The following is a 22,649-nucleotide window of genomic DNA, read 5'->3' as shown; positions in this document are numbered from 1 at the left end:
AGATTAATATACACACTTGGTGTGTATATTAATATATAACGAAAAATTAAGAACAATTAAAAAGAAGTTAAATATTAATTAATAAATTTAGCATTCTTCTTAGAGGCTCGGCAGCACCCCATAATAGCTGATCTCCTACAGTAAAAGCAGAAAGATATCGATTACCCATACTTAATTTTCTTAATCGACCTATTGGTATATTTAATGTACCAGTAACTGCAGATGGAGTTAAATTATATAACGTTTCTTGCATATGATTCGGAATAATATTAACCCATTGGTTATGATTAACAATTATTTTTCTTATACTCTCTAGAGAAATATCTTTGTTCAATTTAATTAAAAAAGACTGACTATGACATCGAATTGAACTTATACGAACACATGTTCCGTCAATTAATACTTGTTTTTTCAGACCTAAAATTTTATTTGTTTCAGCTTGTCCTTTCCATTCTTCTCGACTTTGACCGTTTTTCATTTCTATATCTATCCAAGGTATTAAACTAGCTGCTAACGGTACAGAAAAATTTTCTGATGGAAAATTTTTACTATGACTTTCGAGAGTAACTTTTTTCTCAATATCTAGAATAGAACAAGATTGATCTGATAATTTTTCAGCAACAACACTATATAAACAACCCATTTGTTTTAATAGTTCAACTACATAACGAGAACCAGCACCTGATGCTGCTTGATAAGTAGATACAGAAATCCAATCTATTAAATTATTTGAAAACAATCCTCCTAGAGCCATTAACATTAAACTAACAGTACAATTACCACCTACAAACGTTTTAATTCCTTTATCTAATGCATTATTTATAATATTTAAGTTAACAGGATCTAATATGATTATAGAATCATTTTCCATTCGTAATGTAGAAGCAGCATCTATCCAATAACCTTTCCAATTATTATTTCTTAATTGTGGATAAATTTTTTCAGTATAAGCACTTCCTTGACATGTAATGATAATATCCATTTCTTGTAATGAATTAATGTTATAAGCATCTTTTAAATTTTTAGATAATGTATTATTTATAATAGGACCATTTTGACCAGATTGCGAAGTTGAAAAAAAATAAGGAATAATTTTTGAAAAATCTTTTTCTTCTTGCATTCTTTTTAATAAAACTGATCCTACCATTCCACGCCAACCAATTATTCCAACAGATTTAATCATTAATTAATATACGGACTTTTAAATTAATAGTTTTTATTAAAATTAATAATTAATTTAATTAAAGTAAAAGTTCTCCGTCCTCCGAAAAAAAATATAAATACTGTATACTTTTTACTAAAAAAAGTAGTTTTTTTATGGAAAAAATAAAATTTTATTTAAATTTTTAATATACTATAAAATTATAAATTTATCTTAAAATTAAGATTTATATATAAAAAAATAATATTAATATATTTATATTAAAAAAATTTTTTAATGTTTTATTCAATATGCATATCGTTAAAAACTTTACATTTTTAAAAGGACATAATAAATTAAAATGAATGAAATAATTTCTACGACTATATTGCTAATTTTAATAATGGATCCCTTAGGTAATCTTCCAATTTTTATGACGATACTAAAACATTTAGATGCAAAAAGGAGAAGAATAGTAGTAATACGAGAAATGATTATAGCTCTATTTGTGATGTTAATATTCTTATTTGTCGGAGAAAAAATACTTACTGTTCTTAATTTAAAAACTGAAACAGTCTCTATATCTGGAGGAATTATTTTATTTCTTATTGCTATCAAAATGATTTTTCCCTCAGATGATAATAACAATGGAATTTCTTCAGACGAAGAACCATTTTTAGTTCCTTTAGCTATACCGTTAGTTGCAGGACCATCTTTATTAGCTACATTAATGCTATTGTCTCATCAGTATCTGCATCATATGTCTTATTTAGTAGGATCTTTGTTAATTGCATGGTGCTTTACAATTATAATATTGTTATTATCTGGTTTATTCTTAAAATTATTTGGAGATAAAGGTGTAAATGCTTTAGAACGATTAATGGGTCTGATATTAATAATGCTCTCCACGCAAATGTTTCTTGATGGAATAAGAGCATGGTTTAAAAATTAAAAATTCTTATAAAAAAAGGTTATTTTATGAATTTAAGAAAAATGAATGAGCTAAACATAACAGGAAAAACAGTTTTAATAAGAACTGATTTAAATGTTCCTATAAAAGATGGAATAATTCAATCTGATGCAAGAATTCTTGCGGCTCTTCCTACTATTAAAATAGCAGTTCAAAAAAAAGCTAAAGTAATTATTATGTCTCACTTAGGACGTCCCAAAGAAGGGCATTATACAAAAAAATATTCCTTATTTCCTATTTTTGAATATCTAAAGAAAAAATTAAAAGAAACAAAAATTTACTTTTCTGATGATTATTTAGAAAAAATTAAAATCAACTCAGGTGAAATATTAATTTTAGAAAACGTTCGTTTTAACGTAGGAGAATTAAAAAACGATGACAATTTATCTAAAGAATACGCTAATTTATGTGATATCTTTGTCATGGATGCTTTTGGCTGTTCACATAGAATGCAATCTTCAACATATGGTATTGGAAAATTTGTTAAAATTGCATGTGCTGGCCCTCTTTTGATATCTGAAATTAATAGTTTAAAAAAAGCGTTAAAAAATCCAATGCGTCCTATGGTAGCTATAGTAGGAGGTGCAAAGGTATCAACCAAATTTAATGTATTAAATAAATTAGTTGAAATTTCAGATACAATAATTGTTGGAGGAGGTATAGCTAATACATTTTTAGCTATTGATAATAATATTGGAAAATCATTACATGAACAAGAATTTATACTAAAAGCTAAAAAATTACGTGATAAATACAATAATATTGTTATACCAATTGATTCTCGCGTCGGAAAAAACTTTTCTTATAGTGAAAAATGCACAATAAAACTACCATCTCAAATTGAAAAAAATGAAGAAATTATGGATTTTGGTGATAAAACAATAAAGAAAATCATTAAAATTCTTAAAAAATCAAAAACGATTCTTTGGAATGGACCTGTTGGAGTGTTCGAGTTTCCTAATTTTCGAAAAGGAACTGAAATGATTGCAAAAACAATTGCAGAAAATAATGGATTTTCAATAGCTGGAGGGGGAGATACACTATCTGTAATTGACATGTTTCAAATAAAAAATAAAATTTCTTATATTTCAACAGGAGGAGGAGCTTTTTTAGAATTTATAGAAGGAAAAACATTGCCTGCAATAAAAATGCTAGAAGAAAATTTTAATAAATAAGCTTTAAATAATTGATTTTTTAATAAAATAATTTAAATAATAGGAAAAAAATTGAAAATTTCAAATTCTATTCAACCTGGAGTTTTAACAGGTGATGAATGTCAAATAATATTCGAGTTAGCTAAAAAAAAGAAATTTGCCATACCAGCTGTTAATTGTATAGGTACTGATTCAATAAATACAGTCTTAGAAACTGCTTCTAGAGTAAAATCTCCAGTTATTATACAGTTTTCTCATGGAGGTTCTTCTTTTATTGCAGGTTATAAGAAAAAATCTTTAAAAAATCAAGAAAATCAAGCTATTCAAGGATCTATATCAGGTGCTCAACACGTGCATTTAATGTCAAAATACTACGAAATTCCCGTCATACTTCATACAGATCACTGTTCTAAAGAAATGCTACCATGGATTGATGGACTACTAGAAGAAGGTAAAAAACACTATAAAAATTTTGGAAAACCGCTTTTTACTTCTCATATGATTGATTTATCAAAAGAAAATTTAGAAGAAAATATTTCTATATGTAGCAATTATTTAAAAAAAATCAAAAAAATGAATATGATGTTAGAAGTTGAATTAGGATGTACAGGAGGAGAAGAAGACGGTATAGACAATAGCAAAATAGATAAAAAACTACTTTATACACAGCCGAAAGAAGTTAATTATGCATTTAAAAAATTAAGAAAAATTAGTACAAATTTTACTATTGCTGCTTCTTTTGGTAATGTTCACGGTGTATATCAACCTGGAAATGTTAATCTTAAACCAAATATTCTAAAAAAATCACAAGAATATGTCAGAATTAAAAATAATTTGAGCAAACAACTTCCATTAAATTTAGTTTTTCATGGTGGATCAGGTTCAGATTTGAAAGAAATACATGAATCTATTGAATATGGTGTAGTAAAAATGAACATTGATACTGATATGCAATGGGCAAGTTGGAAAGGAGTTTTAAATTTTTATAAAAAAAATCAAGACTTTTTACAGCAACAGATCGGAAATAAAAATGGCACAAATCTACCTAATAAAAAATATTATGACCCTAGATCATGGATCAGAGCATCTCAAGAATCAATGTCTAAAAGATTAGAAGAAACATTTAAAAATCTTAATTCTTTTAATATTTTATAAAATAAATAAAAAAATTTTATATTTAAGTACGGGGAATAAATAAAAATATTCTCCGAAATTTTTTAAAAAATTTATTCTTTTAAAAAATTAAGATAATTTAATATTTTTTAATAAAAATTGTTTATGTTAATAAAAAACAAATAGAGATAAAAATGGATGAATTAAACGTAGTCAATGATATTAATCATGCAGGAAATTGGTTAATACGAAATCAAGAATTATTATTTGGATATTTAATTAATTTAACCTCAGCGATTATAATTTTAATTTCTGGAATGTTTATTGCTAAAATAGTTTCTAATGGAGTAAATCAAATATTAATAACACGTCATATAGATGCTACTATTGCTGGTTTTCTCTCTGCGTTAATGCGATATATTATTATTACTTTTACACTTATTGCTTCACTAGGAAGAATTGGAGTACAAACAACATCAGTAATTGCGATATTAGGAGCGGCTGGTATGGCAATTGGATTAGCATTACAAGGTTCTTTATCTAATTTTGCAGCAGGAGTATTATTAGTAACTTTAAGACCTTTAAAAACAGGAGAATACGTTAATCTAGGTAATGTAGCGGGAACAGTTTTAAATATTCATATCTTTTATACTACTTTGCGTACCTTGGATGGTAAAATTGTAGTAGTTCCAAACAATAAAATTATTTCTGGAAATATTATTAACTATTCTAGAGAACCTGCTCGTCGCAATGAATTTTCTATTAGTGTCTCATATAATACTGATATTGATTTAGTAACAAAAGTACTCAGAAAAGTAATAGAAAATGAAGATAGAGTTATGAAAGATCGCGATATTGTTATTGGTTTAAGTGAATTAGCTCCATCTTCTTTAAATTTTATTATTCGATGTTGGAGCAGTAATGATGAATTGAATGCAGTATATTGGGATTTAATGGCTAAGTTTAAAAAAGCATTAGATAAAAATAATATTAATATTCCGTATCCTCAAATAGACGTTCATCTTTACAAAAAAAATAAAAGTTAATTATTCTAATTTAGAGTAGATTATCATCTAAATTTCTATTTTATTAAAAATAAGGTTTTTATGTTTTTCGTTTATAAATCAAACCAAATTAATATTCTATTTACCGAAGTATACAAAATAATAAAAGAAAAACCTCTTCTTAATATTTTTGACAGAGAAATTATTATTAATGATAATGAAGTGTTATTTCAATATTTGAATACATTTATTGCAAATAATACAGGAATTTCTGCATATTTTAAATTAATTCACCCTAATGTTTTTATATGGAAATTATTTAAAAAAAACTTACCTAATATTAAATTAAATAACATATTTTCAGAATCCATTATCACTTGGAAAATCATGAAAATTATAGAAAAAAATTGTTTTATTGAATTTATTCAAAAAAAAGATAAAATAACAAAAAAATTTGATTTTGCATTTTTAATGGCTCGTTTATATGAAAAATATATTTTATATCGACCAAATTGGATTAATAAATGGGAAGAAAATCAAAAAAAAATACTAAAAATCGATACAAATGATGAATGGCAAGGAAAGTTATGGATTAAAATTATAAATTATACAGAAAAACTTAAACAATCAAAATGCCATTTTCCTAATTTATTAAAAAGATTTATTTTATTAATAAAACAAGAAAAAATAAAACTTCCAAAACGTATTTTTATTATTTCTTCTTTAAATTTAAATCCAACGTACATGGAAATTTTTAAAAAAATAAGTGCGCATACAGATGTATATTTTTTATCTATAAACGCTTCCGAAAAAAAATTTTTTCATACTAGTTTTATAGGAATAAAAAAAAACTATGTCCTTCAAGAAAACAATTCATTGATAAATTTATGGGAAAAATATGAAAAATTTTATTTCTTATTTTTTAAAAGATTTAAAAAAATAAAATTCAATAATTTTTTTCAAAAAAACAATAAAAAAAATTTACTAAACATCATTAAAAATGATTTTTTAAGTTTAAAAAAAGTCGAAAGTATAATAAAAAAAAGATCTTTTTTACCACAAGATAATTCAATATCAATCAATATTTGCTACAACAAAAAACATGAAATTGAAGTCTTACATAAAAAAATATTGACTTTATTTAATCATAATCCAAAACTAAAAGCTAGTGATATCGTCGTTACCTCATTTTCGTTAGATACTTATATAAGTTATATTAACTCAATATTTAAATCTGACAATAAAAAAGAAAAAATACCTTTTTATATATCTAAAAAACATTCTAATACAACAGAAAAAATTCTATTTGTTTTTAATAAAATACTAAATTTATCTAATATCCGTTTTAGTAATGAAGAAATATTAGATTTAATTGAAATTCAAGATATAAGAGATAAATTTCATATTGCAGAAGAAGAAATAAATGTTTTGTATGAATGGATTGAAAAATCAAATATAAGATGGGGTCTTCATCAAAAACAAAAAAAACATTTAATTTTTCCAAAAAATAATCAAAATACTTGGTTTTATGGTATTAAAAAATTACTTATGAGTTATGCAATTAATGAAGAAGAAAAAATTTGCAATAATACTTTATCATTTACTTCTATTAATACTTCAAGAACAGAATTAATAGGAAAACTAATAAATTTTATTGAAACTCTTGATAAATGGAGAAATAAATTATCTTTTTCAAAAAAAATTAAATCGTGGCGTACATTATTTATTTGCTTTATAAATGATTTTTTTCATAAAAATAAAAAAATAGGCAATAGTATCAATATTATTAATAAAAATTGGACAAAAATGATTGATGATGCACTGTTGTCTAATTATCAAAAAAAAATTCCTATAAGTATTTTAAAGAGAAAATTCTTATATTCTATGAATTACTTTAGTAGAAAAAAATTCTTACCAGGTGTAATAAATTTTTGTCATCCGTCTTTAACATCTTACATACCATTCAAAATAAAATGTATTATTGGAGCAGATAATCAAGAAATTCCTAAAAAAAAAATATAAATTCTTTTAATTTACTAAACAAATATCCATTGATTGGCGATTTTAATACTTATGACGAAAGTTATCAAATATTTCTTCACAACTTCATTTCTACTCAAGACATTTTCTACATTAGTTACGTTGGATATTCTGTAAAAAATGATAATAAAATTTATCCTTCAATATTAATTGATCAGTTATTAAATTACATAATGTCAAATTTTTATTTTTCAAAAGATTTTAATTTAAAAGATAATAAAAAGAAAATATTTGAACATATTTGTAAAAAACATAAAAAAGAAAATCTTTATGAGAAAAAAGACATAAAAAAAATTAATTTAAATAAAATTCAAGAAATAAAAAAAATAAATAAAGAAATATATAATAAAATTTTTTCTAAAAAAGATCTAACAATTCCTGATGTTATAAAAATTAATCTAAAAGATATAATATCTTTTTGGAAAAATCCAATACGTTATTTCTTTAATCATACTTTAAATATAAAATTCGAAAAAAAAGAAAAAAACATTATAACAGAGCCATTTTCAATTAATCAATTAGATCATTTTAAAATAAGTCATATAATATTTAAAAAAATGTTAAACAAAGAAAATGTAATAAATACTTTTAAAAAAATTATTCTATCGGGTGTTTTACCATATGGAAATTTTGGATTGTTGTTATTAGAAGAGAAAAAAAAAGAAATAGAAGAAATATTAGAAATAATTTTTAACTACCGAATATCACCTCAAAAAAAATTTTTTGATATAAAAATAGAAAAATATAACATTCATGGATTTTTGGATGAAATACAAAGTACATGTTTACTTCGATGGAAATTAGGTGTAATTAATTATAAAGATAGGATGTCGCTATGGTTAGAACATTTAATTTACTCTATTTTAATAGGTACTGGGGAAAGTAAAATAATAGGATATAAAAAACAAATTTTTTCTTTTTGTACCTTACCACATAACGTAGCGTATAATTATCTCTTAAAGTATATTGAAGGATACATACATGGAATGAAAAATCCTTTGTTACTCACAAAATCAGGATCAAATTGGTTTGATAAAATTTATGATAAAAAAAACAATTGTATTAACAAAGACAATAATATAAAAAGAGAAGCATATAAAATACTATGTCAAACATGGTTAGGAAATAAATATATAATAGGAGAAAAAGAAGACTTATATATACAACAAATTATTTTTGAATTAAATATAAAAAAAATTTGTAAAATTTCTCAAAAGTGGTTTACTCCAATACTACAAAATCAAAAAAAATAAAAAATTTGTAACATTAACATAATGAAAAAAAAATTAAATATATTTCAAATGCCTTTAAAGGGAATTAACCTGATTGAAGCCTCCGCAGGAACAGGAAAAACGAATACGATTTCACTTTTATATCTCCGTTTATTATTAGGATTAGAAGAAAATAAAAAAAATACAAAAAAATTACTAGTACAAGAAATACTAGTAGTAACTTTTACTAATGCAGCAAAAGAAGAGCTGTATATACGAATAAAAAAAAATATTGAGAAATTACATTCGTCACTCATAAATAAAAAAAGCGAAAATCCTATTTTTCAATCTTTTTTAAAAAAAATAAAAATTTTGACGAAGCTATTTATATACTAGAAAAAGCCAAAATAAACATAAATAATGCCGCTATTTATACAATACATGGATTTTGTCAAGATGTTTTACAAAATAATACATTTAATTTTAATAAAGAAATAATTGAAAACGAATCCTTTTTATATTTGCAAGCTACACAAGATTTTTGGAGACGTTTTTTTTATAATTTACCAAAAAAAATTATTAAAATTATTCGTGAAGAATACAATGATCCAAATACTCTCTTAAAAGAAATAAAACCAATTTTACAAATTAACGCATCAATAAATTTTAAAAAAAAAATTGATAAAAAAGAAACTTTAATAAGTTTTCACGAAAAAATAATAAAAAAAATAAATATTTTTAAAAAAAAATGGTTAAATTACAATTTAATTATCCTAAAACAAATTGATAAATTAAATGTGAATAAAAGAATATACAATACATTTAATATCTTTAAATGGCAAAAAAATATTACAGAATGGGCTGAATCTGAAACCAAAAATTATAAAATTCCAATTTGCTTAAAATATTTTTCAGAAAATAATATAGAAAAAAACACAAAGAATTATAATCTTCAAAAACATGTTTTTTTTAAAGATATTAATAAAATACTAAAAAAAAATTTTTCTTTAAAAAATATTATTTTGTTTTATGCTATACAAAAAATTCCTGAATTTATAAAAAAAGAAAAAGAAAAACAATCATTATTAGGATTCAATGATTTATTAGAAATTCTTTTAAAAAACATAAAAAAAGAAAAATTTTTGAGAAAAATAATAATTAAAAAATATCCAGTAGCATTAATTGACGAATTTCAAGACACTAACATACAACAATATCAAATCTTTAATATTTTATATAAGAATAAAAAATTAGCATTGTTTTTAGTTGGAGATCCAAAACAATCCATATATAGTTTTAGAGGAGCTGATATTTTTTCATATTTACACGCTAAATCTAAAATTAAAGACTATTACTATCTTGATACAAATTGGCGCTCTTCAAAAGATATATGTCAATCTATTAATTATTTATTTTCACGAAACAACAATCCCTTTTATTTTAAAAGTATTACATTCGAACCTATTTTATCATCTTCTAAAAATGAAAGAACAAAATTTAAAATAAAAGGAATAAATCAAGCTGCAATTTCTTTCTTCTTTCAAAAAAAAGAAGGAGTGTCTATTTCAGATTATAGAGATTGGATTGCAAAACAATGTTCAAATGAAATCAGTTACTGGTTAACTTGCGCCAAAAAAGGTGAAGCTGTAATATTACATCAAAATAAAGAGAGAGTTTTAACAGAAAAAGATATTGTTATATTAGTTAAAAATAGAACAGAAGCAGAAATTATTCAAAAAGCATTGCAAAAAGTTAATATTACATCAAAATATTCATCTCCGTACGAAAGCGTATTTAAAACTTTAGATGCTTCTGAATTACTAGCAATACTTAAATCTATTTTAGATCCAACGAATATAAATTTATTAAAAAAATCTATTTTAACACATATTTTGAATAAAATTGCCGTTCGAAAAATAAAAGAAAATTCTAAAACAGAAATATCATATTACTTAATAAAAAAGTTATATGAATACAATGAAAAATGGAAAAATATAGGTATATTTTATACTATTAAAACAATGATACTAGAATATCAAAAAAATTCTAATGATTTTCAAATCTATAAAAATCAGAAAAAAAATATAAATTTTTTACATATAGCTGAATTATTACAAGAAAAATCTCAATATTTTTATGAAGAAAACTCTTTAATCCGCTGGTTTGAAAAAAAAATATCAGAAAAAAACACTTTAGAAAATGAATATATTAAAAATTTTGAAGAATCACAAGCAATAAGAATTATCACTATACATAAATCAAAAGGATTGCAATATCCTATTGTTTGGATACCGTTTATGATAGATTTTAATGAATCAAAATCATATTTTTATCACGAACAAAAAACGCTAAAAATATTTTTTGATAATAGAAAAAATTCTGAAACTTTAAAAAAATCAGATGAAGAAAGATTAGCTGAAGATTTACGTTTTTTATACGTGGCTTTAACAAGATCAGTTAATCATTGCAGCATAGGTATAGCATACTTAATTAAAAAAAGAAAAAAAAATAAAAAAAATAGCGATATTCATAAAAGTTCTTTAGGATATATTATACAAAATGGAAAATGTATGGATTATAAAGAATTGCTAAGTGAATTAAAAATATTAAATAAAAAATCGTATATTGAAGTAAAATATGAAGCTATAAATTTAAAACGTTTAACTATTAAAGATAATCTTTATAAATTATCTCAACCCCAATTTTTGCTACGAGAAATAAAATTGTCTTCTCAGATAACTAGTTTTACAAAACTAAAAAACGAAAATAAGTATTTAAATAACATTAAACATGAATATGTTCAATCATGTTGTTTTAAAAAAAAAGACAAAACACTAACGATTCACAATTTTCCACGCGGTAATAAAGCCGGTATCTTCATTCATTATATATTAAAAAAAATAGAATTTAATAGTCGACTAACAACGGATTGGTTTTATGAAATTTTAAAAAAATATGAATTTTCAGAAAAATGGGCTCCAATATTAAAATGTTGGATTAATGACTTTTTAAATTTAAAAATAAATAAATTAAATATTACTTTATCATCTTTAGAAAAAACAAAATATATAAAAGAGTTAGAATTTTTTTTACCTATAAAAAATATATTATATAGTAACGATCTTAATAAAACTATTCAATCTCTTGATTTAATTTCTTCTGTTTCTCCAAAAATACTTTTTAATCCTGTAACAGGAATTTTAAAAGGTTTTATCGATTTAGTTTTTATTTTTAATAAAAAATATTATATACTTGATTATAAATCTAATTACTTAGGTGACAATGATAGTTCTTATTGCTTTAAAAATATAAAAAAAGAAATTATTCAACATCGATATGATATACAATATCAAATATATACGTTAGCATTACATCAATATTTAAAGAAAAAATTAAAAAACTATCACTATAAAATTCATTTCGGTGGAGTTTTTTATATATTCTTACGAGGTATAAATCTACAAGATAGTATTTTTTATACTATTCCAGATTATTTATTAATCAAAAAATTAAGTAATTTACTTTTTCAAAAAAAAACTAATTTAAAAAAATGAACATGTCTCGTTTATTAAAAGTTTTAGCAAATAAAAAAATCATAAATTTGATTGACTTTTATTTTTCTCAGTTTATTTCAAAAAAAAATCCTATTGTTATGTTAGTCTCAGCTTGTGTAAGCTTCGAAAGTAAAAATAATCATATTTTTTTACCAATTGAATACTTCGAAAAAAACTGTTTTTTTTCTATATCAAATAAAAATTTTATTAAAAAAATTTTAGAATGTTTAAAAAAAAAAATAAATTGGTCATTAGAATTATCAAAACATTCTTCTTTTGGCAATGGTTCTATTATAACTCCTTTAGTATTATATAAAGGGAAGGTATATCTTTATAAAATGTGGAAAGCTGAAAAAAATATATTAGAACGTGTATGTCAACAAAATTCATTTGATGAGAGTAATATAAAAACATGCTTAAAAATATTAAATAACTTATTTCCGGAAAAAGAATACAACGTTCAAAAAATAGCAGTAGCATTAACCTTAATAAACAATATTGTTTTTATAACTGGAGGACCTGGAACTGGAAAAACTACTACAATATTAAAAATTATTATTGCATTAATAAAAAGTTATAACAAAATAAAAAAAATTCAATTATCAGCTCCAACGGGAAAAGCTACAAAAAATTTAATAGAAATATTAAAGAAAAAATGGTTTAATGATTATTTTTGTAAAGAAGAAAAAAAGAAAATTCTTCTTCATCCAATTACTATACATCAATTGCTAGGAATTTCAAAAACATCTGAAAAAATTCTTTTTAATAAAAAAAGACAGTTAACTATAGATGTCTTGATTATTGACGAAGCATCTATGATAGATATTTTGATGATGAACAATATACTATTAGCAGTGTCTAAAACAACTAAAATAATTTTTGTTGGAGATCATAATCAATTAAAACCAGTAAAATCAAGTTCTATATTAAAAGATATTTACTATTATGCTGAACATGGATATAGTTCTAAAACTAAATCTATTTTAGAAAAAATTACACAAAACCCAATAATAAAAAATAAAATAAATAAAAAAAATACTGCTGATATAAGTGATAAGGTATGTATTCTCAAAAAAAGCTATAGATTTAAAAAAAATACAGGAATATATATGTTATCAAACGCAATTCGTACAAATAAAAATCAAGTTTTTAAAAAATTATTTCAAAACTCAATAAAAAATGTTTTTTTCTATGAAGTTACTTCTGAAATAAAATATAAAAATATGATTAACATCATAATTAATAATTATAAAAAATTTTGGAAAAAAATACATGAAAAACGGGATATAAAAGAAATTATAAATGTTTTTAAAAATTATCAAGTATTATGCATTATGCGAAACGGTTTTTTTGGTGTAAATTTTATAAATAAAGTTCTAGAAGAAGAAATGTATAAAACAAATATTTTTGACAAATACTTTTATATAAAAAATAAATTATGGTATATAGGAAAACCAATTATCATTACAGAAAATAATAAATGTCTAGGAATATCTAACGGTGAGATAGGTATTACTAATCTTAGTAAAAAAAATACTTTACAAGTATCTTTTTTAAAAAAAGATAATATCGTGAACGATATTCCTGTAGAAATATTAAAAAAATATGAAACTGCTTGGTCAATGACTGTACACAAAGCACAAGGTTCTGAATTTAATAACGTAACGTTAATACTTCCAAATAAAGATTTAAAAATTTTAAAAAAAGATATTTTATATACTGGTATTACAAGAACTCGAAAACAATTAAGCATTTTTTCAAAAAAAGAAATATTCATTAAAACAATCTTACAAAATTGAAATGGTCTAAAATAAATCAATCATCAACATTTTAGAACAACGTTGATAATTATACATTCTTTTTTTGCTTTCAGGAAGCATTTCAACATTTACTAAAATAAAACCTCTTTCTTGAAACCAATGAATACTTTGAGTAGTAAGAACAAAAAGTTTTTTTAGATTCATTTTCTTAGCATTGAATTTTATTTTTTTTAGTAATAAGTCTCCTCTTGAAGAATTTCGATAATCAGGATGAACAGTTACACAAGCCATTTCACCTATTTTTTCTTTAAAAAAAGGATACAATGCAGCGCAAGCAATAGTTAAATTATCACGTTCAATAATAGTAAATTTATCTACTTCTATCTCTAATTGTTCTCTTGATCTCCGCACTAAAATTCCTTTTTTTTCTAAGGGACGAATTAATTCTAGAATACCTCCAATATCATTAATATTTGCTTGTCTAATCTTTTCTGCAGATTCCATAACCATCTGTGTTCCAATTCCATCACGTGAAAACAATTCTTGTAGTAATGCACCTTTTTTATAATAACTAATTAAATGACTACGATTCACTCCACTTTTACAAGCTTTGATAGCTCCTTTTAAAAATCGAACTGTTGAAGAAATATGATCACCTTTCTGTTCTAATTTTTTAATTTTTTTTTGTATATCATTAGGTAGTAATTCAGAAATAGTTTTTCCTTGACTATCAATAACACCTTGCTTACTACAAAAACCTATCATTTTTTCTGCATTTAACTTAATACTGACTTGAGTTGCAATGTCTTCAGAAGTTAAATTAAAACTTTCTCCTGTAACAGAAACTGCGACTGGTCCAATTAAAACTATAGCTCCATTTTCTAGTTGACACTCGATGGCTTTTTTGTCAATCCTTCTTATACGACCACTATGACAATAGTCTACACCATCATCTACACCTAAAGGTTGAGCAATAATAAAGTTACCACTAACAACATTAATATTAGCGCCTTGTAAAGGAGTATTGCTTAAACTCATTGAAAGACGTGCTGTTATATCTAGTTGTAATCTTCCTGCTGCTTGTTTTACCTGTTCTAGAGATAATAAATCAGTAATACGTATATATTTGTGATAAGCTACTTTAATATTTTTTTCTTTTAAATTAGCGTTAATTTGAGGACAAGACCCGTATACTACAATTAAGCGAATACCTAAACTATGCAATAATCCTATATCATTGATAATACCAGAAAAATTTCCATATTTAATTGCTTCACCACTTAGCATTATTACAAATTTTTTACCGCGATGAGCATTAATATAGGGTACACTATGGCGAAAACCCTGAACTAATTCAGTAGTACGCTCTTTCATGACAATCCTCTTGCATTTTTATTTAAATCTATATATTATTTTTTATATAATTCACTTTTTTGTTTTTTTTTAAACACATATAATTTATCTTAAAAAAAATAAAAAATAAAAATTTTTTATAAATTATGATATGACCTTTCAAAAAGGTAAGATTTGGAATATTTTTTTAAGATGGGATTATTTTTTTTAGAATTCTGAAAATTTTTTTTGGTTGCGGGGGCTGGATTTGAACCAACGACCTTCGGGTTATGAGCCCGACGAGCTACCAGACTGCTCCACCCCGCGCCTTTTAGTAATAAAGAATACATCTTTAACACAAAAAAAGCAACCTTTTTTTAATGATTTTTCTTAAAAAATTCTAATATATTGTTTATTAAAAAAACTTAAAAATATTTAATAAAACTGCTATGCTTAATCCTTATACGTTTAATAAAATTAAAAAGAAAAAAAATATAAAAAAAATAATTTTAATTTTCATTTTTATTTTTTCAGTTGCTTTTTCAACTAAAAATATCAATCATGGTCAACAATACAAAAATAAATTCATAAAAAATTTTACGAACGTCAAAAACATAAATATACAAAATAAATTAGTGAATCAAAAAGAATTTCTTCTACAACTTGAAAAAATTAAATCTTTTTCTCCAACTTTATACGCAAAAAATATATCTACTTATAATGCAATATTAAAATGGTTAAAAAAAAAATCAGATATAAACGAAATGAAAAAATTTGGAATCAATTTATTCCAAATGAAAGGTGTAGACAATTATGGGAATGTTAAAATAACTGGATATTACACACCAATAGTACAGGCAAGTAAAATAAAAAAAAAGAACTTCATATATCCTATATACAGAATGCCTTCTAATTTTAAAAAAAATCAAAAATTACCACAGAGAAAAGATATATACAATGGTATTTTAAAAAAAAAATATATTTTAGCTTATAGTAATTCTTTAATAGATAATTTTATTATGGAAGTTCAAGGGAGTGGTTTTATAGATTATGGTGATAAAAAACCATTAACCTTTTTTAGTTATTCAAAAAAAAATAATTGGCCTTATACAAGTATTGGTCAAATTTTAATAAAAAGAGGAGATATAAAAAAAAATAATATGTCAATGAAAACCATTAAAAAATGGTGCAAAAATCATACTCAAAAGGAAATACAAGAATTATTTGAACAAAATAAATCTTTTGTTTTTTTTAAACAAACTAAAAGAAAAGAAGCATATGGTTCCAGTGCAGTTCCATTAATTGGAAAAGCAGCAATAGCTGTAGATAAATCCATAATAAAAAGTGGAAGTGTAGTTTTAGTACAAATACCTATTCTTGATAAAAAAGGAAATTTTAATCATAAATATGGACTGCATTTATTAATTGCATTAGATGTCGGTGGTGTTATTAAAGGACAACACTTTGATGTTTACCAAGGAATAGGAAAAAAAGCAGGCACATTGGCAGGTTTTTATAATCACTATGGATACGCTTGGGTGCTTAAAATTTAATTAACAAACTACTAAAAAGGAACATTATGAATATAATTCAATCAGGAATTACCGTTGAAAATGCTTCAATTGCTATAGTAATAGCAAGATTTAACGAATTTATTAACAAAAATTTATTATCTGGGGCAATAGATACATTAACAAGAATAGGTCAAATAGAAAAAGAAAAAATTTTAAAAATATATGTTCCTGGGACTTATGAAATACCTATAGTAGCCAGTTACATTGCAAATACCAAAAAATATGATGCAATAATTACAATTGGTACAATTATTAAAGGCAATACTGATCATTTTAAACATATTGCAAATGATACTTATAGTAATCTTTCGAAAATAAGCGTAAAGTATTTTATACCAATTACAATAGGAATATTAACTACAGAAAATATTCAACAATCTATTGAAAGATCTGGTACAAAAATGGGTAATAAAGGATCTGAAGCTGCATTAGCTGCATTAGAAATGATTAACGTTATGAGAAAATTAAAAAAAATAAATAATTAAACTATGAAATATAACGAATTTGAAATTATATCTAAATTTTTTAAAGATCGTCAAAAAAAAGATAAAAATCAAATTAAAGGAATTGGAGATGATAGTGCATTAATAAAAATACCAAAAAATAATCTTCTTGCAGTCAGCACTGATACTTTAGTTGAAGGAACACATTTTTTAAAAAATATAGATCCTAAAGATTTAGCATATAAAGCTGTTGCAGTTAATCTTAGTGATTTAGCTGCAATGGGAGCAAGACCAAAATGGATTACATTATCTATTACCATGCCAAAATCTGACAGTATATGGTTGACATCATTCAGCACAAGTTTTTTTAATATTTTAAATAAATATAAATTAAAATTAATTGGAGGAGATACAAATTCCGGCCCTCTAAGCATAACGTTAAGCATTTATGGATTAACAAAGGGAAAACGTACATTACTACGAGGTAATGCTAAAAAAGGAGATTTAATATATGTAACAGGAAAACTAGGAGAAAGTGCTGCAGGTTTGTCTTTACTGCAAAAAACAACTTTTTTAAAAAATATAAAAATATACAATTATTTAATTAAAAAACATCTAAAACCTATTCCTAGGATTTCTGAAGGAATAGCATTAAGAAATATTGCTAATGCGGCTATCGATATATCAGACGGTTTAATTTCCGACTTAGGTCACATATTAAAAAACAGCAAATGTGGAGCTAATATTGATTTAAATAAAATACCTATTTCTAAAATTTTAATTGATAATTTTAAGATTAATGAATATTTAAACTGGTCTTTAAATTCTGGAGAAGACTATGAATTATGTTTTACTATTTCAAAAAAAAATATTAAAAAATTAAATATAGCTATTAAAAACAAAATAATTAAATGTACGTGCATCGGTTATATTACAACCGTAGAAAACGGGTTTAATTTAATAAAAAATAAAAAAAAAATAATTTTTACAAAATCTGGATTCAATCATTTCATTTAAAAAACAAATATAAAAATATTGGTGAAATATGAAAGATAGATTTTATATGACACGAGCAATAAAAATTAGTAAATTAGGAGAGTTTACAACTTCTCCAAATCCGAATGTAGGATGTGTAATAGTGAAAAATAATAAAATCATAGGAGAAGGTTGGCATAAAAAATACGGAAAAAATCATGCTGAAATTAATGCTTTAAATATGGCAGGAGAAAAAGCAAAAGACTCCACTATTTATGTAACACTCGAACCATGTAACTATTTTGGAAAAACACCACCATGTTGTGATGCAATTATACAATCTGGGATAAAAAAAGTAATAATATCTAGTTTAGACCCTAATCCTAAAGTGTCTGGAAAGGGAGTATCGTATCTTAGAAAAAATGGTATCTACGTAAAAATAGGCTTAATGTCAAAAGAATCTCAGAAATATAACAAAGGATTTTTTAAAAGAATGAAAACGGGACTACCATGAATACGATTAAAATTAGCAATGTCAATAGATGGAAGAATAGCAATGAAAAACGGAGAAAGTCAATGGATTACTTCGAAAGAATCACGTAGAGATGTACAAAAATTTCGTGCAAAAAGTTCAGCTATTCTTACTAGTAGTGCTACTATATTAAACGATAATCCTTTACTAACTGTACGTCATAGAGAATTTGATAAAGAAACACTATCTATTTTTCCTAAAAAAATATTCCAACACCCTATAAGGGTTATTATAGATAGTAAAAATCGTATTAAAAAATCACATAAAATAATACAAACAAAAGAAAAAATTTTATTAATGAGATTAAAATTAGATAAAGAAATATGGCCAGAAAACGTAAAACAAACTATAATAAAACCATATAAAGAAAAAATTAACTTATTATCTGTTTTAAAATTTTTAGGAGATTCCGAGATTAATAACTTATGGATAGAAGCAGGAAGCATTTTATCTGGTTGTTTTATAAAACTAGAATTAGTCGATGAAATTATTATATATATAGCACCAAAAATATTAGGACATGAAGCAAAACCATTATTTATGTTTGAAAATAAGTTAAAGTTGTTTGACTGTTTCAAATTTAGTTTTAAAGATATTCGTCGCATAGGACCAGATATACGATTAAAATTAGAACCTAAAAATAAAAAATTTTAAAATAACATTGGGCAAATACATGATAATAAAACCAAATTTTCGAAGAAAAGCTCGTGCCTGTGCTTTACAAATGCTATATTCTTGGGAAATTTCGCAAAACAATATAAGAGATAGTGCAATAGAATTTCTAAAAGAAAAAAACAAAAAAAATATTGATATTATATATTTTTATGAATTAATCATAGGAATAACCTATGATTGTAAAAGTATAGATACTTTGATGAAACCATATTTGTCTCGTTCATTAAAAGAGCTAGGACAAATCGAAAAAGCTATTCTTAGAATTTCATTCTATGAATTGTATAAAAGAAACGATATACCTTATAAGGTGTCTATTAATGAAGGTATTGAATTAGCAAAATTATTTGGATCTGAAGATAGTCATAAGTTTATTAATGGTGTTTTAGATAAAGCAGCATTAAAAATAAAAAAATAAAAAATAATAATTAAAAAAATTTTTGTTATTTTAATTTGATAACCAAGAAAGTATTTTTTTTTGAATTCCTTCTGAGTCTAGTTGACAATCATGTTTAATTTCCTCTTGACTGCCTTGAGAAATAAACAAATCCGGCAATCCAATATTTAAAACTGGGAGTAAAATTTTTTTCATCATAATAAACTCATTGACTGCACTACCTGCACCACCTGCAACGACACCTTCTTCAAGTGTAACTAAAAATTTATATTTTAACGATAATTTTAAAATTATATTTGTATCTAATGGTTTAACAAACCTCATATCGACAAGTGTGGCATTTAAGCTTTCTGCCGCTAAATAAGCGTTTTGTAACAAAGTTCCAAAATTTAAAATTGCTATTTTTTCTCCAATTCTTTTAATAATAGATTTGCCTAATGGAATTAGCTTCATAGGTGTCAATGATATTCCAATACCCTTACCTTTAGGATATCTAACTGCGCTAGGGCCTTCTTTATACATATAGCCTGTATACAACATTTGTCTACATTCATTTTCATTACTTGGAGTCATAATAATAATTCCAGGAATACACCTTAAATAAGATAAATCAAAAACTCCCTGATGTGTTGGACCATCATGTCCTACTATTCCTCCTCTATCAATAGCAAATAAAACTGATAGTTTTTGTAATGCTACATCATGTATAATTTGATCATAAGCACGTTGTAAAAAAGTAGAATAAATTGATACAACAGGTTTATATCCTGCAATAGCGAGACCAGCTGCAAAAGTAACTGCATGTTGTTCAGCAATAGCAACATCGAAATACTGATTAGGGAAAAGACGAGAAAATTCTGACATTCCAGAACCTTCGCACATAGCAGGTGTGATAGCCATTATTTTTTTATCAAATTTAGCTACTTCACATAACCAAGAACCAAAAACATCTGAATAAGTGAGACTTTTAGAAGATGAAGAAAAAGGTTGAGATACTGTATGCCATTTAATTGGATCTAATTCTGCAGGAAGATAACCTTTTCCTTTTTTAGTAATTAAATGTAACAAGGAACTATTTTTAGTAGCTTTTATTTTTTTAAAAATTTTAATTAATTTAAAAATATTATGACCATCAAACGGACCTAAATATTTAAAACTTAAATTTTCAAATATTGAAAAATTAAAAATTTTATTTCTTTTTTTTATATTTCTTAAAAATTTTAAATGTTTATTTAAAGCACCTATATTTCTCGAAATAGACATTTGATTATCGTTTAATACAACTAAAAGATCAGATTGTATCATACCAGCATGATTCATTGCTTCAAAAGCCATACCTGCAGTCATAGCTCCGTCACCGACCACGCAAATAGTTTTTCTGTTTTTTTTCTCTTTTTTAGCGGCAATTGACAATCCTAATCCCGCACTAATAGAAGTAGAAGAATGTCCAACACTTAAAATGTCATATTTGCTCTCTTCTCTAAAAGGAAACGGATGTAATCCATTTTTTTTTCTGATACTATCTATTTTCTCAGCTCTTCCCGTTAATATTTTATGAGGATAAGATTGATGTCCTACATCCCATAATAAGTTATCAAATGGAGTATCATACACATAATGCAAAGCAACTGTGATTTCAATCACACCCAACCCAGACGCAAAATGTCCTTGAGTAATAGAAAATAAATCTAATAAATATTTTCGTAATTCTATGCATAATTGTGGTAATTGTTCAATTGATAAAAGTCGTAAACGCTTTACTGAATTAGCAAAAGATAAAATTGGATATCTTGTAATATCAAAATTCATTGGAAGCTCTTTATTAAACTTATTTAAAATCTTTAATTATAAATCGTGTTAGTAATTCTAATATATTGACATCAAAATTTTTTTTCAAAATTTTTAATGCAAATAAAGCTTCTTCGTATAGTTCTTTTATTTTAATTTTAGATTTTTTTAATCCTATTAATAATGGATATGTGTTTTTTATTTTATTTTTTTTATCTTTGAATTTTTTAATATCATGTTTAAAATCACAAATATCATCTTGAATCTGAAAAGCTAAACCAATAGATACTGAAAATTTATCTAAAATCAACAAAACTTCTTTAGAAAAATTATTTGAAGAAAAATAAGCTAAACGTATAGAACATCGAATTAAAAATGCGGTTTTATATAAATTAATCTTTTTTAATTCAGATATATTTATTTCTTTTCTTGTTTTTTCTAAGTCTAGCATTTGACCAATACACATTCCGGAATAACCAATTGAATTGGAAAACTCAGAAATCATTTTTAAACGAATAGCATCATGTACTCCTGGCATATTATTATTTGACAAAATATTAAATGCTAATCCCTGTAATGCATCACCTGCCAATAAAGCAATATTTTCACCATATTTTATGTGACAAGATATTTTTCCTCTTCTATAATAATCATTATCAATGCACGGTAAATCATCGTGAATTAAAGAATATGAATGAACTAATTCAACAGCTGCAGATATAACATCAAGTGTAGTAATATTTATTTGAAATATTTCTCCAGTAGCATATATTAAACATGAACGTAATCTTTTACCTCCTAATAATGTACTATATTTCATAGCTTTTAAAAGAACAGAGTTTTGAAAAGGCAAGTCTTGTATTATTTCGAATAACTTTTTATTTATGCGATTACAATAAATCTCATATACATGAGAAAAATTCATATTCTGACACCTAAAACAATATTAATTGTTAGATCAAGAAAAAAATAAACTTAAAATATTTATA

Annotated in this window: 17 protein-coding genes, 1 tRNA gene and 1 pseudogene; 14 read left to right on the top strand and 5 right to left on the bottom strand. The window is 24.1% G+C overall.

Translation table 11 applies throughout. From position 1 onward, the window contains the following. Positions 1–67: 67 nt before the first annotated feature. The gene (gene asd / locus D8S97_RS01495; RefSeq protein ID WP_186821886.1) at positions 68–1,180 is read right to left on the bottom strand and encodes an aspartate-semialdehyde dehydrogenase; all 1,113 of its coding nucleotides are present in this window, start codon (positions 1,178–1,180) and stop codon (positions 68–70) included. A gap of 322 nt (positions 1,181–1,502) precedes the next feature. Here asd and D8S97_RS01490 point away from each other — a divergent pair, with 322 nt between their 5' ends. From D8S97_RS01490 to recD, 9 genes are all read left to right on the top strand, one after another. Beyond that, positions 1,503–2,093, top strand: coding sequence for a YhgN family NAAT transporter (locus D8S97_RS01490; protein ID WP_158361135.1), 591 nt, complete (start codon positions 1,503–1,505; stop codon positions 2,091–2,093). A gap of 26 nt (positions 2,094–2,119) precedes the next feature. Continuing rightward, positions 2,120–3,286, top strand: a complete 1,167-nt coding sequence (locus D8S97_RS01485; RefSeq protein WP_158361134.1) for a phosphoglycerate kinase — start codon at positions 2,120–2,122, stop codon at positions 3,284–3,286. A gap of 51 nt (positions 3,287–3,337) precedes the next feature. Continuing rightward, a complete protein-coding gene (gene fbaA, locus D8S97_RS01480) occupies positions 3,338–4,420 on the top strand; it encodes a class II fructose-bisphosphate aldolase (protein ID WP_158361133.1) in 1,083 nt (360 codons plus the stop codon). A gap of 152 nt (positions 4,421–4,572) precedes the next feature. After that, on the top strand, positions 4,573–5,424 hold the full coding sequence (gene mscS / locus D8S97_RS01475) for a small-conductance mechanosensitive channel MscS (RefSeq protein WP_158361132.1): 852 nt from the start codon (positions 4,573–4,575) through the stop codon (positions 5,422–5,424). A gap of 60 nt (positions 5,425–5,484) precedes the next feature. Then, entirely contained in the window at positions 5,485–7,404 is a 1,920-nt protein-coding gene (locus tag D8S97_RS03190) for an exodeoxyribonuclease V subunit gamma (RefSeq protein WP_261789592.1), read from the top strand. A 29-nt stretch (positions 7,405–7,433) separates the two neighbouring features. Beyond that, positions 7,434–8,675: an exodeoxyribonuclease V subunit gamma gene (locus D8S97_RS03185; RefSeq protein WP_261789591.1), complete on the top strand. Its 1,242-nt coding sequence runs from the start codon at positions 7,434–7,436 to the stop codon at positions 8,673–8,675. A gap of 21 nt (positions 8,676–8,696) precedes the next feature. Then, positions 8,697–9,029, top strand: coding sequence for a UvrD-helicase domain-containing protein (locus D8S97_RS03180; RefSeq protein ID WP_261789590.1), 333 nt, complete (start codon positions 8,697–8,699; stop codon positions 9,027–9,029). Continuing rightward, complete coding sequence (gene recB / locus D8S97_RS01465) at positions 8,981–12,187, top strand: exodeoxyribonuclease V subunit beta (RefSeq protein ID WP_315968479.1); 3,207 nt, start codon at positions 8,981–8,983, stop codon at positions 12,185–12,187. The genes D8S97_RS03180 and recB overlap by 49 nt, the downstream gene beginning before the upstream one ends. Continuing rightward, positions 12,184–13,986 (top strand): exodeoxyribonuclease V subunit alpha, encoded by a 1,803-nt coding sequence (recD, locus tag D8S97_RS01460; protein ID WP_158361131.1) that lies wholly within the window; start codon positions 12,184–12,186, stop codon positions 13,984–13,986. Before recB ends, recD begins: the two co-directional genes overlap by 4 nt. A 6-nt stretch (positions 13,987–13,992) precedes the next feature. Here recD and argA read toward each other — a convergent pair whose 3' ends face one another. Then, positions 13,993–15,321, bottom strand: a complete 1,329-nt coding sequence (gene argA / locus D8S97_RS01455) for an amino-acid N-acetyltransferase (protein ID WP_158361130.1) — start codon at positions 15,319–15,321, stop codon at positions 13,993–13,995. Between the two features lie 208 nt (positions 15,322–15,529). Continuing rightward, positions 15,530–15,606, bottom strand: a tRNA-Met gene (locus D8S97_RS01450). Positions 15,607–15,728: 122 nt separating this feature from the next. On the opposite strand from D8S97_RS01450, the gene mltA reads away from it, so the two are divergent. From mltA to nusB, 5 genes and pseudogenes are all read left to right on the top strand, one after another. Continuing rightward, positions 15,729–16,832: a murein transglycosylase A gene (gene mltA, locus D8S97_RS01445; protein WP_158361129.1), complete on the top strand. Its 1,104-nt coding sequence runs from the start codon at positions 15,729–15,731 to the stop codon at positions 16,830–16,832. Positions 16,833–16,858: 26 nt separating this feature from the next. Next, on the top strand, positions 16,859–17,338 hold the full coding sequence (ribE, locus tag D8S97_RS01440) for a 6,7-dimethyl-8-ribityllumazine synthase (RefSeq protein WP_158361128.1): 480 nt from the start codon (positions 16,859–16,861) through the stop codon (positions 17,336–17,338). A 3-nt stretch (positions 17,339–17,341) separates the two neighbouring features. Continuing rightward, positions 17,342–18,313 (top strand): thiamine-phosphate kinase, encoded by a 972-nt coding sequence (gene thiL / locus D8S97_RS01435; protein WP_158361127.1) that lies wholly within the window; start codon positions 17,342–17,344, stop codon positions 18,311–18,313. A gap of 28 nt (positions 18,314–18,341) precedes the next feature. Continuing rightward, positions 18,342–19,457, top strand: a pseudogene (ribD, locus tag D8S97_RS03120) (bifunctional diaminohydroxyphosphoribosylaminopyrimidine deaminase/5-amino-6-(5-phosphoribosylamino)uracil reductase RibD). A 25-nt stretch (positions 19,458–19,482) separates the two neighbouring features. Continuing rightward, on the top strand, positions 19,483–19,893 hold the full coding sequence (gene nusB, locus D8S97_RS01420; RefSeq protein WP_158361665.1) for a transcription antitermination factor NusB: 411 nt from the start codon (positions 19,483–19,485) through the stop codon (positions 19,891–19,893). 30 nt (positions 19,894–19,923) lie between these two features. On the opposite strand, the gene dxs is transcribed toward nusB, so the two are convergent. Beyond that, a complete protein-coding gene (dxs, locus tag D8S97_RS01415; protein ID WP_158361125.1) occupies positions 19,924–21,681 on the bottom strand; it encodes a 1-deoxy-D-xylulose-5-phosphate synthase in 1,758 nt (585 codons plus the stop codon). Between the two features lie 19 nt (positions 21,682–21,700). Next, positions 21,701–22,585: a polyprenyl synthetase family protein gene (locus tag D8S97_RS01410; RefSeq protein WP_158361124.1), complete on the bottom strand. Its 885-nt coding sequence runs from the start codon at positions 22,583–22,585 to the stop codon at positions 21,701–21,703. Positions 22,586–22,649 lie beyond the last annotated feature (64 nt).

It is taken from the genome of Buchnera aphidicola (Rhopalosiphum maidis), from assembly GCF_003671935.1.
GTDB classification, from domain to species: domain Bacteria; phylum Pseudomonadota; class Gammaproteobacteria; order Enterobacterales; family Enterobacteriaceae; genus Buchnera; species Buchnera aphidicola_AL.
This window is presented reverse-complemented; position numbering and strand designations above follow the sequence as displayed.

Bases quoted from the DNA above. Each gene is read 5' to 3' on its own strand.
- D8S97_RS01490 (WP_158361135.1), top strand. From the start codon at position 1,503: ATGAATGAAATAATTTCTACGACTATATTGCTAATTTTAATAATGGAT.
- D8S97_RS01485 (WP_158361134.1), top strand. From the start codon at position 2,120: ATGAATTTAAGAAAAATGAATGAGCTAAACATAACAGGAAAAACAGTT.
- mscS (WP_158361132.1), top strand. From the start codon at position 4,573: ATGGATGAATTAAACGTAGTCAATGATATTAATCATGCAGGAAATTGG.
- D8S97_RS03190 (WP_261789592.1), top strand. From the start codon at position 5,485: ATGTTTTTCGTTTATAAATCAAACCAAATTAATATTCTATTTACCGAA.
- D8S97_RS03180 (WP_261789590.1), top strand. From the start codon at position 8,697: ATGAAAAAAAAATTAAATATATTTCAAATGCCTTTAAAGGGAATTAAC.
- recD (WP_158361131.1), top strand. From the start codon at position 12,184: ATGAACATGTCTCGTTTATTAAAAGTTTTAGCAAATAAAAAAATCATA.
- argA (WP_158361130.1), bottom strand. From the start codon at position 15,321: ATGAAAGAGCGTACTACTGAATTAGTTCAGGGTTTTCGCCATAGTGTA.
- mltA (WP_158361129.1), top strand. From the start codon at position 15,729: ATGCTTAATCCTTATACGTTTAATAAAATTAAAAAGAAAAAAAATATA.
- ribE (WP_158361128.1), top strand. From the start codon at position 16,859: ATGAATATAATTCAATCAGGAATTACCGTTGAAAATGCTTCAATTGCT.
- thiL (WP_158361127.1), top strand. From the start codon at position 17,342: ATGAAATATAACGAATTTGAAATTATATCTAAATTTTTTAAAGATCGT.
- dxs (WP_158361125.1), bottom strand. From the start codon at position 21,681: ATGAATTTTGATATTACAAGATATCCAATTTTATCTTTTGCTAATTCA.
- D8S97_RS01410 (WP_158361124.1), bottom strand. From the start codon at position 22,585: ATGAATTTTTCTCATGTATATGAGATTTATTGTAATCGCATAAATAAA.